Here is a 16,166-nt window from a genome sequence, read left to right as displayed (position 1 = left end):
TTGGTAGCCATCGGCTGGCGGCCAAAAAAGACTCGTCATCACAAGATTTGCAATGTAAACACAATATATAGTGGGTGGAGATATTATGAGCTACAACAGAAGCGCATTTGTTCGCTATGCTTTCGGTGCCTCGATGGCGCTTATGCTGGCTGCATGCGGGGACAGCAGCGAAACCGGTACGACGGGCGGCGCCAAATTTGACATGCCGGCGACCGAGCTTACCGCTGAGCAGGCCGCGGCCGAAGGCACATGGGGCGACATTGTATACGGTGACCCGAACGCGCCGGTTACCGTGGTAGAATATGCGTCGCTCACCTGTCCGCACTGTGCGACTTTTTCGAAAGAGCATTTCCCGGAATTCAAGAAGAAATACATTGATACCGGCAAAGTGAAGCTCCTCTACCGGAACTTCATCATGAACCGGGTTGACCTTATGGCGTCTGCTGTTGCGCGCTGCGGCGACATGGAAGTGACGCAGAAGCTGATGAGCGTATTCTTCGCACGCCAGTATGACTGGGCGCGGTCCGAGAACCCAGTTGATGAACTGGCATCGCTTGCGCGCCGGGTTGGTATCAGCCGTACCGAGTTTGACAAGTGCGTGAACAACAAGGAAATGCACAAGCATCTAATGGCGCTCACCAAAACTGCGGTGGACGACTATCAGGTGAATTCCACGCCGAGCTTCTTCGTGAACGGCGAACGTATGGACTTCACCAACTTTGACGATCTTGATGAAAAGCTGACAAAAGCCATCGGCGCGAACTAAGGCGCGTCGCAGACGTAGCGGGAGGGGTGCCCGCTACGGCTTTTGTGTTTAGGGGGAGCATCAGCCGCCATGCGGTTTTCGCGTCTGCGACTTTCGGGCTTTAAGTCCTTCGTTGACCCGACCGAGCTTCATATCGAGCCCGGGCTGACAGGCGTTGTCGGCCCGAACGGCTGCGGTAAATCCAACCTTCTTGAAGCCATCCGCTGGGTGATGGGTGAAAACCGTGCCAAGTCGCTACGCGGCTCCGGCATGGATGATGTGATTTTCGCGGGCACTGACAAACGTGCGCCCCGTAACATGGCCGAAGTCACCCTCGTGATCGATAACCATGACCGCACCGCCCCTCCTGAATATAACGAAGAAGACACCATTGAGGTCACACGCCGGATCGAGCGGGAGAGCGGCTCCGCTTACCGCATCAACGGTAAGGATGTGCGGCAAAAGGATGTGCAGCTTCTATTCGCTGACGCCGCCACAGGCGCACATTCGCCTGCGCTTGTAAGCCAGGGCCGCATTGGTGCGCTGATTAACGCGAAGCCGCAGGACCGCCGTGCGATCCTTGAGGAAGCCGCCGGCATTTCCGGCCTTCATACCCGCCGCAAGGAGGCAGAGAGCCGCCTGCGGGGTGCCGAGGGCAATCTCACGCGACTTCAGGATGTTATTCAGGGCATGGAAAGCCAGGTACAGAACCTGAAGCGCCAAGCCAAACAGGCTGTACGCTATCGCAGTATTTCTGGCGATATCCGGCAAGCTGAAGCCAGCCTCCTGTACATCAAATGGAAGGTCGCGTCCGAGGACGTTATCAATCTTGAACGTACCCTGCGTGAGGCGGAACGCGCGGCAGGTGAAGTGACGGAGATTGTTGCGCGCCTTTCCAAGGAGCAGGCGGAATTTGCAGCTGCGCTGCCGCCACTGCGTGAAGCAGACGCAGAGGCGGCCGCAAAACTCCAGCGCCTGACAATCGAACGCGAGAACCTCGAGAAAGAAGCCGAGCGCCGCAAGGAAGCCGCGAGCAACCTGCGTGCAAGCCTTGAGCAAATCGCCGCGGACCGAGCGCGGGAGCAGGATATCTCCGGCGACGCAACAGCGGCTGTCGAGCGACTGCGGGCCGAGCGGGAGCGGCTGGAGAAAGCCCGCGACAGCGAAAAGGCCAATGAGGTCAAGGCGCGGGAAGCGCTCGATTCGGCGGCAAAAGCCGCGAATGCGGGCGAATCGGAATTTGACACCTTGTCAGAGCAGGCAGCCCAGGCGCGCGCGCGCCGCTCGAGCCTTGAAAGCGATAAGCTCGCCATTGCCCGCCGGACCGATCAACTGATTGCAGAACAGGAACGCCTGAAGGGCGAAATGGCAGCGATCACGGCGGAAGACGAAGTGCTTTCCGCACTCAAATCCGCGGAGGAAGCCGTTGCCAAAGGTGAAGAACGGCTGACGCACGCCACAGACGCGCTTGCGAGTGCAGAGGCTGCGACCCAGCAGGCCCGCGCGAGCCGCAGCGATGCCGACGCCGTGAAGTCGGAGCATGAGGGCAGGGTGAAAACCCTTACGGGCGAGGTATCCAGCCTGCGCCGCATGTTTGAAAATGACGGCGAGGGCGACGAAAGTCCTGTGTCAATGGACGTTCGGGCGGAACCGGGGTTCGAGATTGCCGTTGGCGCGGCGCTTGGTGATGACGCTGAGGCCGGCATAGCGGTCGGTGCGTCGCGCTTTTGGACAGCACGGAACGCCTTGGAGGCACCCGCATGGCCTGACGGCGTTACATCGCTTGCGCCGCATGTGCAGGAGGCGCCGGAGGTGCTCGCGCGGCGCATTGCTTACACCGGTTTACTGCAAGACGGTGCGGATGGTGACCGCGCCGCCGCAGGCCTCAAACCCGGCCAGACCTTGGTGTCGAAAGATGGCGCACTGTGGCGCTGGGATGGTTTTTGCCAGCGCGCAGGCGCGCCCAGCGAAGCCGCTATCCGGCTGGAACGTCGCAACCGCCTGACAGCGCTTGAGGCGCAATTGGCCGACGCGGAGAAGAAGGCCGAGACAGCTGCGGTTGCGGCAATTGCAGCATCGGACGCACATCAAAAGGCACGCGATGCGGAAGCTGCGCAGCGGCAAGTGCGCAGCGATGCTGAAAAAGCACTTGGCGACGCGCGGCGTGCCCATGTGGCGGCGGAGCAGGAGGCCAGCAGGCGTGCAAGCAAGGTTTCCATGCTCAAGGACACATTGGCGCGTCTCGCGGAAGAAGAGAAAGAAAGTCTCGCCCGGCAGGCCGCCATTGATGCCAAAGTGGCGGAACTGCCGCAAAACGCCAAGCTTGAGGAAGAACTGCAGGCCATGCGCGCCCGCGTGGAAGCGCTGCGTTCCGACCTCAGTCACGCGCGCGCAGCCTACGACAGCCTGCGGCGCGAAGCGGATGTTAGGAACGACCGTCTGAGCGCGATCAGGACCGAATCGGGCGCGTGGGAGCTCAGGGTCAAAAGCGCGGCCAAGCAGATTGCAGCACTTGATGAACGGCAGGCTGAGACTGAAAAGCAGCTCGCCGCCGCTGAAGCCAGCCCGGAAGATATTGAGAACCGTAGGCAGGCGCTTTTGAGTGCGCTTGAGATTGCGGACAATGAACGCAAGGACACAAGTGATAAGCTGCGTGCCGCTGAGGCTGCCTTGGCGGAGCGCGATAAGGCGTTGAAGGAAACCAGCGAAGGGCAGGCAAGCGCGCGTGAACGGCAAATCCGCGCCGAAGCCGCTGTTGAAAACGCAGTCAACCGCCGCAAGGATATCGCGAGCCAGATCGGCGAACGCTTTGAGTGCGCGCCCACCCATCTCCTTGAAAAGGTAGGGCTTGAGGCAAGCGACAGCCTACCGGACGCCAGCGTGCTTGAGCATAACCTTGAGAAGCTGAAGCGTGAACGCGACCGCCTTGGTGCAGTTAATTTGCGCGCCGATGAAGAACTGACGGAAATTGACGAACAGCTGACGCACCTTACAGGGGAGCGCGCGGATCTTGAAAATGCCATCGCACGGTTGCGCACTGCCATTGGCAACCTTAACCGCGAGGGACGCACGCGGCTGCTAGCGGCTTTCGATGTGGTGAACAATCACTTCGGTGAACTGTTCAAAAGCCTGTTCGGCGGCGGCGAAGCGCACCTTGAGTTGACCGAATCCGATGACCCGCTTGAGGCCGGCCTTGAGATTTTTGCGAGCCCACCGGGCAAGCGGCTGCAGGCTCTGTCGCTCCTGTCAGGTGGGGAGCAGGCGCTGACAGCACTTTCCCTTATTTTTGCGGTGTTTATCACTAACCCGGCCCCCATCTGCGTGCTTGATGAGGTGGACGCACCGCTGGATGATGCGAACGTGGAGCGCTTCTGCAATCTCCTTGACGAGATGACCGACCGCACCGCAACCCGCTTCCTGATCGTGACGCACAACGCAGTGTCGATGGCGCGCATGAAACGGCTGTTTGGTGTGACAATGGCGGAGAGGGGTATTTCCACCCTCGTATCTGTCGACCTAGAGCGTGCTTCGGAAATGCGCGAAGCAGGTTAAGTCGATATTTTTACAAAAATGCAATAAATTCAATGGCTTAACTTATTTCTATTGGTTCTTGACACAGGGTAGGGCGTTCACTATGTTGCAGGCGCCTTTTATGGCACTTCCCCCAAGGGGGAGGTGACCCGGCAGAAACGTAGGTCAAACGCGGTTTCAACAAGGGTTCAGACGCAATGGGGACTGACAATAAAGACCCGGAGCAAAGTTCCTTTGAAGCGCGCTTGAGCCGCGCTCGTCAGAAGGCTCAGGGCTGGGACAGGGACGTAGAACCTTCCCCGCTTGGTAGAGCGCTCACGATGGGTGTTCACATGGTTGTCGGCGTAGTCGTAGGACTGATCCTCGGCGTCAACCTTGATGAATGGCTCGGCACGTCGCCGTTTCTCCTGATTTTGTTTCTGCTTCTGGGATTTGGGGCAGGGCTGCGGAATGTGATCCGCGATGCCATGCGCCTCCAGCGGGAAGCCAACCCTGAGATGGGTGCGGAAGCGCCGAAGAAGGCAGACGAGGCTGATAAAGCCGATAAAGATTGACCAGCGATCCGCATAACGTGGGTTGCCCCAAATAAAGAGATGGTAGCCGTGGCAGGACCTCTTGAGCAGTTTAAAATCACCCCGATCGCCGAAATGGAAGTTGCCGGGGTTGATGCTTCCTTCACCAATAGCTCCCTTTGGATGGTAATTGTGGTGACCGCGCTCACCGTATTCCTCCTTGGTGGCATGCGCCGCAATGCGCTGGTTCCGGGACGCTGGCAGGCCATGGTTGAGATGGCGTACGAATTTGTCGCCAACATGGTGAAAGAGAACGTGGGCCGCGAAGGCAAACAGTTCTTCCCTTTCATCTTCACGCTTTTCATGTTTGTGCTCGGTGGCAACCTTGCTGGTATGCTGCCCTATAGCTTCACCTTCACCAGCCATATCATCGTGACCCTGGCGCTTGCGCTTGTTGTGTTCGTTGGTGTGACGCTTCTCGGTATCGCGAAGCACGGTGTAGGCTTCCTGAAGCTTTTTGTGCCGTCGGGTGTTCCCGCGCCGCTTTACCTGCTGATTGTACCGGTTGAAGTACTTTCCTACTTCACCCGCCCGATCAGCCTGTCGGTGCGTCTGTTCGCCAACATGATGGCAGGCCACATCATGCTGAAAGTGTTCGCCGGTTTTGTCGTCAGCCTTGGTGCTGCCGGTATCCTCGGCGCTGGTGCGGCTGTACTGCCGTTCGCTTTCAACATCTTCCTTGTAGGTCTCGAACTTCTTGTTGCGTTCCTGCAAGCATATGTATTCGCCATCCTTTCCTGTATCTACCTGCATGATGCGCTGCATCCGGCACACTAAGAGACACAGGAAATTCAGAGTTAAACCAGAGATAATCCAAATCTTCTCATAAACGAAGGAAACGAGAAAAATGGACGTTGAAGCTGCAAAAATGATTGGTGCTGGTATCGCAACCCTCGCGCTTGCCGGTGTTGGTATTGGTCTTGGTAACATCTTCGGTAGCTTCCTGTCGGGCGCTCTTCGCAACCCGTCTGCAGCTCCGAAAGTGTTCGGCAACCTGCTGCTCGGCTTCGCACTGACCGAAGCACTCGGCATTTTCGCCCTGCTGATCGCTATCCTGCTTCTCTTCGTCGTTTAATCACGACGTTCTGAGATACAGCCCCGGAAGACTGTTTCCGGGGCAACAGTGAAATGACCACGGGACCCTCAGGGGGTATTCTCGTGGTCCTTCTTAAGCGATAGAGACAAAGCATGGCAGAAACGCACACCGAAGTGGCAGATCACGGGCAAGGTGGCCTTCCACAGTTCGACGCCACGACATTTGAGAGCCAGATCGTCTGGCTGTTCCTGACCTTTATCGTTCTTTTCATCGTTGTGTCGCGCATGGCCCTGCCGCGTGTGACCAAGGTTCTGGAAGAGCGTGAAGAACGCATCGCAACCGACCTCGACACTGCCGAACGCCTCCGCAAGGAAGCTGAGGAAGTCAAGGAAGCTTACGAAGTGTCTGTTGCCGAAGCGCGCAAGAAGGCTCAGGAAACCATCGCTGCTGCGAAGGAAACCATTCAGGCCGATATCGCCAAAGCACAAGCAGAGCTTGACGCGACGCTTGGTGCCAAGGCTGATGAAGCTGAGGCCCGCATCGAGAAAGCACGCGCTGAAGCGCTGGCCGGTATCGGTGAAGTGGCAGGTGAAGTTGCGGCACAGATGGTTGAGAAACTTGGCGGTGTCGATGTCGACGTGGCTGACGCAACCAAGGCTGCCAAAGCAGCCCTCGGCACTGTGAAGGGAGCTTAATCATGGCATCTGGCGTACCCTTTTACATGGACCCGACCTTCTGGGTAGCAGGTTCATTCGCCGTGTTTGTTGGTGGTGTTGTCTGGAAGAAGGCGCACAAGAATATCGCTGCGATGCTCGACGAGCGTTCGGCTGCGATCCGTGCCCAGCTTGACGAAGCGCAAGTGCTGCGTGAGGAGTCCGAGAAGCTCCTGCACGAGTATCAGCGCAAACGCCGCGACGCAGAAAAAGAAGCCGCCGACATGGTGGCTCAAGCGAAAGAAGACGCAAAGATCATGGCGAAAGAAGCGAAAGCTGACATCGAAGCCATGGTTGCCCGTCGCACTCGCGCGGCTGAAGCGAAAATCGCTCAGGCTGAGGCCCATGCGGTAAAAGAAGTTAAAGCAGTTGCGGTCAACGCGGCTGTTGAGGCGGCATCTGCCATCCTTGCTGACAAGCTTAAAGGCAAGGAAGGCGGCGCACTTGTTGACCGCTCGATCACCGAGATGGACAGCAAGCTGCACTAGTTGCTGCTGACGGATTTCAAAGTTCCGAGTATTTAAAGTTCAGAGTTCCAAAACGCTCCGCCTCGTGCGGGGCGTTTTTTTATTGGCCGCGTGCGCTCAGATCGGCTACCCATCAGGCAGATAAGAAGGCGCAAGGCAATGAACAGAGAAGAAGCAGGTAAGTTGATGACATGGGGCACACGCGCATCGGTCGCGGTTGCCTTCACCCTTGTCTGTACCAAGGCTGTGGCCTGGTGGCTCTCAGGCTCTGTTGCCATGCTGGGCTCCATGGCGGATAGTACGCTCGACTTCATGGCGTCGCTGGTGACCCTGTTTGCTGTGCGCCTTGCACTTGTGCCGCCAGATGACGATCACCGTTTCGGTCACGGTAAGGCGGAAGCGCTCGCCGGGCTGTTTCAGGCAGCGATCATGACAGGCTCGGCTGTGTTCCTGACGCTCGAGTCCGTCACAAGGCTATGGGAGCCTGAACTGCCGACAAGCGGCGGGCTGGTGATTGCGGTATCCGCACTTGCTATTGTGCTGTCACTCGTGCTTGTCGCATTCCAGTCCTACGTAATACGGCGCACACGGTCGATTGCGGTGTCGGGTGACCAGCTTCACTACAAGGGTGACCTGCTGCTGAACGCATCGGTCATCGCGTCGGCGATTATCTCCGGCACCGGCTTCCTTTACGCAGATGGCATCTTCGGTCTTCTGATCGCGGGTTATATTTTTGTCGGGGCCCTGGGCATTGTACGGCCTGCGATTGATATGCTCATGGACCGTGAGTTTGATGAGGATGAGCGGGAGCAGATTTTCAATCTGGTGATGGAAAACCGTGACGTGCTCGGCATGCATGGCCTCAAGACCCGCACATCGGGCCGTGACCGCTTCATCCAGATGCATATCGAGGTGCCGGGCAGCATGAGCATTGATGCCGCCCATATGATTGCGGATGAAGTTGAAGCCACACTTGGCGAGCATTTCCCCGACACTGAAATCATTATCCATATGGACCCGCCCAGCCCGCAGTCAGACGCGCTCACTGTGCGGGAACTCATGAGAGAGGAAGACGCATGATCACCATCTTCGGCATAAAGAACTGCGATACGGTCAAGAAAGCCCGTAAGTGGCTGGAAGGTGAAGGTATCGAGCACAAATTCCACGACTTCCGTGCTGACGGTATCGATAGCGGCCTTCTCGCTCCCATGATGGATGTGCTTGGCTATGAGGCGCTTCTGAACACGCGTGGCACCACCTGGCGCAAGCTGGATGATGCTGAGAAAGCGAGCGTGGATGCTGCCAACGCGACTGACCTTATGATCAACTATGAAGCGCTGATCAAGCGTCCGGTTTGGGAGAAGGACGGTGACTACCGCCTTGGCTTCGCCGCCAAGGATATGGACGCGCTTGAAAGCTGGCTGAAAGGCTAGTCACCTGTGGCGGAGATCCCCTTGTATCAGGTTGATGCCTTCACAGACCGCGCCTTCGCCGGCAACCCGGCTGCGGTGTGCGTGTTTGATACCTTCCCGTCAGACGAGGTGCTGCAAGCTATCGCGGCAGAAAATAATTTGGCGGAGACAGCCTTTATCCTCGCGACTGCGCCGGGGCAATATGACCTGCGCTGGTTCACGCCAACGGTTGAGGTGGAGATTTGCGGCCATGCCACGCTCGCGAGCGCGCATGTGGTGTTCACTCATCTTGAGCCTGAGGTTGGCCGTGTCGCTTTCGAGACGCGTTCTGGCACCATGACTGTAACGCGCGTGGAAGGCGGCATGCTATGCCTCGATTTCCCGAACTATGCGCCTGCACCTTTTCCCTGTCCGGAGGGGCTCGGTCGTGCCATGGGCGCGGAACCACAGGCCGTGCTGAAAAGCGAGAAGGGCGACCGTGACCTGTTGCTGGTTTACGCCTCAGCTTCTGAAGTCGCCGCGCTTGCGCCTGACCAACTGGCACTTAAGGCTTTTGCGCCGTGGGGTTTCATCGCGACAGCGCCGGGTGAGGGCGAGGTAGATTTTGTCTCGCGCTGCTTTTTCCCCAATCACGGCATCCCGGAAGACCCGGTGACAGGCTCGGCCCACTGCGTCTCCGCCCCCTATTGGGCGGCACGGCTTGGCAAGAACACATTGCGCGCGCGGCAGATATCCGCCCGTGGTGGTGACCTGTGGCTTGAGGTGTCGCCCGAGCGGGTGAAAATATCCGGTCAGACGGTTGAAGTCATTCGCGGCACGATGACGGTGCCTGCACTTTAGCTTGGCGCTTGCCATCTGCCCGCCTTGCGCTACCATCACATGCGGTGAGGAAACAGGGAGCATTCACATGACCACAGTTCACGACTTCAGTTGCGCACGCCTGAACGGCAAGGAAGAAGACCTAAGCGCCTACAAGGGCAAGGTCCTCCTGATTGTGAATACGGCATCCAAATGTGGCTTCACTCCCCAGTTCGAAGGGCTGGAGACGCTCTACAAGGGCCTCAAGGACAAAGGCCTTGTGATCCTTGGCTTCCCCTGCAACCAGTTCGGCAGCCAGGACCCGGGCTCAAACGACGAGATCGGCGAGTTTTGCCAGATCAACTACGGTGTCAGCTTCCCGATGTTTGCGAAAATCGATGTGAACGGTGAGGGCGCAGCCCCCCTCTATAAGCACCTGAAGGCGCAGAAAAAGGGTGTGCTGGGTACCGAAGGCATCAAATGGAACTTCACCAAATTCCTCGTGAACAAGGACGGCGAAGTCGTGAAACGTTTTGCACCGACCGATAAGCCTGAAGCCATCCGCAAGCATATCGAAGCACTCCTGTAAGCTCTCGTATTAATGTGATCACATTTTCTTCTTTTGCGATTTCCGCAAAAGCGATATGCTCCCAATTTCGGCGCTAGAGGTAGAGCCGTTCACATTGGGGGATGAGGTATATTATGTCCAAACTCAAGGGCATCAGCAGGCGTGATTTTCTGAACGGCGTGGCGCTCACGGGCGTCGCGGTTGGCCTCAGTCCCATGGCGGCGATGGCTGAGGGGCTGGTGAAGTCTGATGGCGCATGGACCTACCCGCCCGCCAAAACAGGCCTGCGTGGCAGCCATGTGGGCAGTTTCGAGGTGGCGCACGCAATTTCATGGGAACATAAAACCTATGAGCGGCCGGAGAAGGCTGTTGATGGATTTTATGATCTGGTGATTGTGGGGGGCGGTATCTCGGGCCTCGCCAGTGCTGTGCTCGCGCAGGAAAAACTGGGGCCGGATGCCCGTATCCTGATCCTAGATAACCACGACGATTTTGGCGGCCACGCCAAGCGCAATGAGTTCAATGTGGACGGTAAAACCCTGATTGGTTACGGCGGCAGCCAGACCATCGAGGGGCCGGGCCACTATAGCGCGGGCGCGAAAGCCTTCCTTGAGAAGCTGGGCATCGATACCGAGAAGTTCTACCGCTATTTCGACCAGAGCTTTTATGAGCGCGCGGGCCTTGGCGCAGCTGTGCACCCGAATCCTGAGCGTTTCCCCGGCAGCAAGCTGTTGCCGTTGGGGCAGGGTGGCGGTGATATCTGGGCAGCCTATGACGAGGACGGCAAAAAGCGCCTCGCCGCCATGATCGGTGAGCTTCCGCTGGGTGACGCTGACCGCAAGGCCATGCACCACTGGCTGGTGGACCAGCCGGACTGGCTCGCACACCTGGGGCGGGACGAGAAAATCGCCTACCTGCGCAGCCATTCTTATGAGAGTTGCATGCAGGAATTTGGTGGCCTCAGCGAAGATGCCTGCGAGATGATGCGCAATGAGATGACCGGCCTTTGGGGGCTTGGATGGGATGCGATTTCGGGCCTTGAGGCACTGCGCCTTGGCCAAGGCGGAACGCTTGGCCTCGGCCTTGACCCGCAGGAGGTGCCTAAACCCTATCACTGGGACGAGCCCTATATCTTCCACTTCCCCGACGGCAACGCCGGTGTCGCGCGTCTCGCGGTCGCGAAGCTGGTGCCGGAGGCCATGCCGGCGCAGTCGATGGAAGACGAAGTGCTGGCCCGCGCGCATTATGACCGCCTTGACCTGCCCACAAACAAGGTGCGGATCCGCCTGTCGTCCACGGCTGTGCAGGCAGTGAATACAGAGAAGGGCGTTGAGGTTACCTACGTGCGCGATGGTAATGTGGAACGTGTTGAAGCACGCGCGGGCATCATGGCCTGCTATAACCACATCCTGCCCTATATCATGCCGGAGCTGAGTGCAGAGCAGAAAGAACTGCTCGACTGGCCTGAGAAAGTGCCGCTTGCATACATCAACGTGGCACTCAGGAATTGGAAGGCGTTCAAGAAGGCCGGGGTGAATTATGTGTTCACGCCGGGGGCGCTTTTCTCCAACTATTCGCTCGATTTCCCGGTGTCCATGGGTGGTTATGCCTTTGCGGCCAAGCCTGAGGACCCGATCATGGTGCATATGACCTATGTGCCAACGTCGCCCGGCCTCACCTCGCGCGAGCAGCACAAGGCTGGCCGCTATGAGATGTATGCGCTTACCTTCGAGGATTTTGAAACCGCGATCGTGGACGAGCTTACCCAGGCCTTCGGCCCTTACGGGTTTGATGCGGAACGCGACATCGCGGGCATCACCGTCAACCGCTGGCCGCATGGTTATGCCTACGAATATAACGAGCTATTCGACGGCGACTGGAGCCCGACCAAGGGCCCGCATATCGAGGCGCGCAAGCCCGTCGGTAAATTAGCCATCGCCAATTCCGACAGTTCCGCCTACGCTTATGTAAACGGCGCAGTTGACGCCGCAATCCGTGCCGTGGAAACGCTGTACGGATAAAATATAAATGTAGGGGGAGAGGGCATGGCAGCGAAGGGGGCTTACCCGTCGTTCTCGTCACGGCTGGCATTCATTATTGCGGCGGCAGGGTCTGCCGTTGGTCTCGGTAACGTCTGGGGTTTCACCTATGTCGCGGGCGCCAATGGCGGCGGCGGCTTCGTGCTCATTTACCTCGTGGCGCTAGCCTTTGTGGCAGGGCCCGCTTTCATGGCGGAAATGCTGATCGGCCGCATGGGCAAGGCAAGCCCGCCCACAGCGCTTGGCAAACTGCAAAGCCGCGCGGGCTCTAAACTCAACTGGCCCACAGTTGGCTGGATTGGCCTGATTGGCACGCTCATGGTGCTCAGCTTCTATGCCGTCATCGCCGGGCAGGCGATGTACTATGGCCTTGTCGCTCTTGAAGGCGGTTTCGCCGGGTGGGGCGAGGAGGCGGTCACCGCACTTGATGCCGATTTCAAGGCCGACCCTGTGTCCATGGCCATATGGTCCGCTGTGTTCATGGCGTTTACCGCCAGTATTGTCTCATTTGACATCAGCAAGGGCATTGAACGTGCGGGCAAAGTGATGATGCCGCTGCTGTTCCTGATGCTCATTGGTCTTGTCGTTTATGCAGGGCAAATTGGTGACTGGGGCCGGGCCGCCAGCTTCCTCTTTGGTTTTCATGAAATCAATTTCTCCTCCCGCCTGTTTCTTGAAGCGGTCGGGCAGGCGTTTTTCACCCTTGGCGTGGGGGTCGGTGGGCTGATGACCTACGGCTCCTACATGGGGGATGATGTCAGGCTGCCGCGCGCCACCTTCTGGATTGTCGCGATGGACCTCTTTGTGGCGCTCGCGGCCGGTATGGCGATCTTCCCGCTGGTGTTCGCAAGCGGGGTGGAGCCGACGGCGGGGCCGGGCCTTGTGTTCCTCACGCTCCCGAACATCTTCTCTGCCATTCCGGGCGGTGCCTTTGTTGCCTTCGTCTTTTTCTTGCTGCTGACCTTTGCGGCGGTCACCTCTTCCATCTCGCTTCTCGCGCCCACAGTGCAGCGGCTGGCGGAAGCAAATATACGTCGGCCTGTGGCCGCTTGCCTGATGGCAGGTGTTGCGGTGCTCCTTAGCCTGCTGACAGTCTATTCCTTTGCGGGCGGGCGTGAGGTTTACCCGTTGGCTTCCTTCGGGCTCGACGGCATGACTGCCTTTGACCTTATCCGTGAAGGGGTGAGCAACTTCATCCTCCCGCTTTCAGGCTTCGCTTATTGCCTTATCATCGGCTGGTCACTTTCACGGGAAGACGTGCGCACGGCCTTGCCGATGGCGGAGGGCAGGCTATTTACCCTTTGGTACATGGTGGTGCGCGTCATTGCGCCACTGGCCATTGCTGCGCTGTTCATTGGCGCGGTGATCGGCTGACGACCAAAGGGAGGGGAGTTTATGACAGATTGGCCGGTGCCAGAAATGGTGCCCACGAACGGCGTCACGCTGGGTGTTTACCGCATGGGCCCCGCGCCTGAGGCGACTGACAAGCCCGCCGTTTTCTTCCTGCACGGCTTCCCGGAAATCGCCTATAGCTGGCGCGCGCAAATGACCGCCTTCGCCGCGGCTGGCTATAGTGTGTTTGCCCCTGACCAGCGGGGCTATGGTGTCTCGGACGCGCCTGAGGGTGCGGCTGAATACACCATGCAGAAACTGACGGATGACCTGCGCGGGCTCCTTGACCACTACGGCATCGAGAAAGCCGTGTTTGTGGGCCACGACTGGGGCGCTATCATCCTCTGGCAATTGCCCTTCTACATGCCCGAGCGTGTGCTGGGCTGTGCCGGGCTCAATGTGCCGCTGTTGCCGCATTACCCGATGGACCCTATCGAGATGTTCCGCGCGCGTTTTGGTGACGACATGTATATCGTGCGCTTCCAGAAGGAAGGTGCGTGTGAGCCCATTCTAGAGCGCGACCTGATGCAAACCTTCAAGTTTTTCCTGCGCAAGCCCAACAAGGGCAAGGTACAGAAATCGGACGTACCGTTTGAGGAAAAGAGCCTCGACCTGCTTGGCTTGCTTGAGAAAGGCGAGGATGCATGGGGTGGGGAGCAGTTGCTGTCCGATGACGAGACGGCCATCTATGCTCGCGCATATGAGAAAAACGGTTTCACCGGCCCCATTCACTGGTACCGCAATTTCACATACAACTGGCAGGACCAGAAACGTTTCCTTGTGGACGGCAAGCTGCCGGTCGTGGAACTGCCGTGCCTCATGATCACCGCTGACCTCGACCGCGCGTGCCCACCGGTCATTGCGGACCCCATGGTGCATCTGTGCCGACCCTATGAGCGGGTCGACCTCAAGGGCTGCGGGCACTGGAGCCAGCAGGAGCGCGCGGACGATGTAAATGCAGCGATCCTTGACTGGATGGGACGCCACTTTGCGTGACGACTGACGTTCGCTAATCACTTTTTGCGCCGGGGGTTGCAATAAGGCCCCCGGCGCATCAAGTTTGCGGCAGAGGGAAATCCAAAAAGGAACAGCGTATGCAACTCGTGGGCATCAGCCTTTCGCCGTATTTTGAACGCGCCGTCATCACGCTTGACGCCAAGGGCGCCCTTGATGAGGTGGAGCTTAAACTGCCGACCGCAAACTTCGGCACGCCAGAAGCAAAGGCCGTGAACCCGACGGGCAAGATCCCCTACCTCCTTCTGGACGATGGCTCGTTCCTGCCGGAGGGGCAAGTGATCGCCGAGTATTTCAACGACGTGATTGATGGCCCAAGCCTGATGCCACAAGACCCGGTACAGGCAGCCAAAGCCAAACTGCTGTGCCGCACGATTGACCTGTATGTCGGACCCTATACCACGCCGCTCGCACGTACCATCACCCGCGGTGTGCGTGACGAGGCGGCCATTGCCCATGCGCTATCGGACGGGCTGCCCTTCGGCATTGACCTGCTTGAGAGCCATATCACCGGCGATAGCTTTGCTGTGGGCGAAAGTTTCAGCCTCGGCGACGCAGCGCTTATCCCGCACATGTTCCATTTCCGCACTTTCCTCAAGGAATTCAATATTTCGGTCTTTGAAGGACGCCCGAAACTCACTGCGTGGTGGGAGCGCCACAAGGAATCTGATATTGTGAAGAAAAGCCACGCACGGATGATGGCGTCGCTGCAGTTTCTCATTGAGCGTGCCCGCGCGCAGAAGGAGCAGGCTGCAGCCAGGTAACCGGGGGAGGACTTGATGAAACTCGTTGGTGAGAGTGTATCGCCGTATTTCGAGCGTATCTACATCGCGCTTGATATCAAGGGCATGACCGACAAGCTCGAATTTGGCATGCCGGAGGGTGGCTTCAAATCGGAAGCGCACTGGAAGGCCCATCCGCTTGGCAAAATTCCCTATCTGGTGAAGGATGACGGCTCAACACTGACGGAAAGCCAGGTCATTCTTGAGTATCTCGACCGCGTGCTTGGTGGCACCATGCTGACACCAGAGGATTTTGACGTGGCCACAGATGCCCGCGCCCTTTGCCGCATTATGGACCTTTATTACGCTGCAGCGGTGGGCCCGATGGGCCGCGTGGCCTTTGGCGGCACGGCAAGCAATGAAGAGCTTGCAAAAGCGCGCGAGGAAGACATCCCAAGGGCGCTCGCTTATGCTAGTAAATATTTGGGTGACGGCAAATATGCGATCGGTGACAGCTGGTCTATCGCGGACTGTGCGCTCATCTCCCACCTCTATTGGTATGGCGCGCTGATGCCGCGCTTCGGGCTTGAGGGCTTTGGCGAGAATAAAAAGCTCGCGGCCTATTGGGACCGCATCAAGGATGATCCGGTGGTGACGCGCAGTTTTGAGCGCACCAAACGTGCCTATGACAAATTTTTTGGCGGCAAGAACTGAAGGGCAGGGCGGTCATGAGTGACGAGGTTAAATTCACAGGCCGGTGCCTTTGCGGTGCAGTGAAGGCAGAGATCGTTGGCGCGCCTAAATGGTCGAGCCACTGCCACTGTCCGAGTTGCCAGAAGGCGACCAGCGCGGCGTTCGCAACCTATGTGGGGTTTGAACGCACCGCAGTGCGCTTCCCCGCGGATGAGCCGAAGATGTACCGCTCCAGCCCCGGTGTGAAGCGGCGCTTTTGTGGTGCCTGCGGCAGCCCGGTGTCGTTCGAGGGTGAAGCCTGGCCGGGCGAGATCCATTTCCACGCCCTGTTCCTTGATCAGGCGCGCGAGTTCGAGCCCGAAGCGCATATCTATGTAAAGTCCCGCATGCCATGGGTGGAACTGAGCGACCACCTGCCGACTTTCCGCAAATTTGACGAGGAAGGCGAAGGGTAAAAACCCTGA

The 16,166-nt window shown here is 58.3% G+C and carries 17 protein-coding genes; all 17 read left to right on the top strand.

The annotated features are described in order from the left end of the window. Positions 1 to 85: 85 nt before the first annotated feature. The 17 genes from B150_RS21330 to B150_RS0114590 all read left to right on the top strand — a co-directional run bounded on the left by B150_RS21330 (position 86) and on the right by B150_RS0114590 (position 16,157). The gene (locus B150_RS21330) at positions 86 to 766 is read left to right on the top strand and encodes a DsbA family protein (protein WP_020400695.1); all 681 of its coding nucleotides are present in this window, start codon (positions 86 to 88) and stop codon (positions 764 to 766) included. Between the two features lie 69 nt (positions 767 to 835). Continuing rightward, entirely contained in the window at positions 836 to 4,297 is a 3,462-nt protein-coding gene (gene smc, locus B150_RS0114665) for a chromosome segregation protein SMC (protein WP_020400694.1), read from the top strand. A gap of 176 nt (positions 4,298 to 4,473) precedes the next feature. After that, a complete protein-coding gene (locus B150_RS21325) occupies positions 4,474 to 4,830 on the top strand; it encodes an AtpZ/AtpI family protein (protein ID WP_025895879.1) in 357 nt (118 codons plus the stop codon). 39 nt (positions 4,831 to 4,869) lie between these two features. Beyond that, a complete protein-coding gene (locus tag B150_RS0114655; RefSeq protein ID WP_020400692.1) occupies positions 4,870 to 5,625 on the top strand; it encodes a F0F1 ATP synthase subunit A in 756 nt (251 codons plus the stop codon). A gap of 70 nt (positions 5,626 to 5,695) precedes the next feature. After that, positions 5,696 to 5,923 carry a F0F1 ATP synthase subunit C gene (locus B150_RS0114650; RefSeq protein WP_020400691.1) on the top strand — a complete coding sequence of 76 codons (228 nt, stop codon included), beginning with the start codon at positions 5,696 to 5,698 and terminating at the stop codon, positions 5,921 to 5,923. A gap of 113 nt (positions 5,924 to 6,036) precedes the next feature. Further along, positions 6,037 to 6,579 (top strand): F0F1 ATP synthase subunit B family protein, encoded by a 543-nt coding sequence (locus tag B150_RS0114645; protein ID WP_020400690.1) that lies wholly within the window; start codon positions 6,037 to 6,039, stop codon positions 6,577 to 6,579. Positions 6,580 to 6,581: 2 nt separating this feature from the next. Further along, entirely contained in the window at positions 6,582 to 7,085 is a 504-nt protein-coding gene (locus tag B150_RS0114640) for a F0F1 ATP synthase subunit B family protein (protein WP_020400689.1), read from the top strand. A gap of 138 nt (positions 7,086 to 7,223) precedes the next feature. Further along, positions 7,224 to 8,144 carry a cation diffusion facilitator family transporter gene (locus B150_RS0114635; RefSeq protein ID WP_020400688.1) on the top strand — a complete coding sequence of 307 codons (921 nt, stop codon included), beginning with the start codon at positions 7,224 to 7,226 and terminating at the stop codon, positions 8,142 to 8,144. Next, complete coding sequence (locus B150_RS0114630; RefSeq protein WP_020400687.1) at positions 8,141 to 8,497, top strand: ArsC family reductase; 357 nt, start codon at positions 8,141 to 8,143, stop codon at positions 8,495 to 8,497. Before B150_RS0114635 ends, B150_RS0114630 begins: the two co-directional genes overlap by 4 nt. 21 nt (positions 8,498 to 8,518) lie before the next feature. Next, entirely contained in the window at positions 8,519 to 9,316 is a 798-nt protein-coding gene (locus B150_RS0114625) for a PhzF family phenazine biosynthesis protein (RefSeq protein WP_020400686.1), read from the top strand. Positions 9,317 to 9,383: 67 nt separating this feature from the next. Continuing rightward, the gene (locus B150_RS0114620) at positions 9,384 to 9,863 is read left to right on the top strand and encodes a glutathione peroxidase (protein WP_020400685.1); all 480 of its coding nucleotides are present in this window, start codon (positions 9,384 to 9,386) and stop codon (positions 9,861 to 9,863) included. Positions 9,864 to 9,976: 113 nt separating this feature from the next. Next, on the top strand, positions 9,977 to 11,863 hold the full coding sequence (locus B150_RS0114615) for an NAD(P)-binding protein (RefSeq protein WP_020400684.1): 1,887 nt from the start codon (positions 9,977 to 9,979) through the stop codon (positions 11,861 to 11,863). Between the two features lie 24 nt (positions 11,864 to 11,887). Then, positions 11,888 to 13,255, top strand: coding sequence for a sodium-dependent transporter (locus B150_RS0114610; protein WP_020400683.1), 1,368 nt, complete (start codon positions 11,888 to 11,890; stop codon positions 13,253 to 13,255). Positions 13,256 to 13,276: 21 nt separating this feature from the next. After that, positions 13,277 to 14,269: an alpha/beta fold hydrolase gene (locus B150_RS0114605; RefSeq protein ID WP_020400682.1), complete on the top strand. Its 993-nt coding sequence runs from the start codon at positions 13,277 to 13,279 to the stop codon at positions 14,267 to 14,269. 98 nt (positions 14,270 to 14,367) lie between these two features. Beyond that, entirely contained in the window at positions 14,368 to 15,051 is a 684-nt protein-coding gene (locus tag B150_RS22565) for a glutathione S-transferase family protein (RefSeq protein ID WP_020400681.1), read from the top strand. 15 nt (positions 15,052 to 15,066) lie between these two features. After that, positions 15,067 to 15,723: a glutathione S-transferase family protein gene (locus B150_RS22560; protein ID WP_020400680.1), complete on the top strand. Its 657-nt coding sequence runs from the start codon at positions 15,067 to 15,069 to the stop codon at positions 15,721 to 15,723. A gap of 14 nt (positions 15,724 to 15,737) precedes the next feature. Then, entirely contained in the window at positions 15,738 to 16,157 is a 420-nt protein-coding gene (locus B150_RS0114590; RefSeq protein ID WP_020400679.1) for a GFA family protein, read from the top strand. Positions 16,158 to 16,166: the final 9 nt, after the last annotated feature.

The sequence above is a fragment of the Kordiimonas gwangyangensis DSM 19435 = JCM 12864 genome (assembly GCF_000375545.1).
In the GTDB taxonomy this organism is placed as follows: domain Bacteria; phylum Pseudomonadota; class Alphaproteobacteria; order Sphingomonadales; family Kordiimonadaceae; genus Kordiimonas; species Kordiimonas gwangyangensis.
Note: the sequence above shows the minus strand (reverse complement) of the source record. Positions and strands in the feature narration are given on the sequence as shown.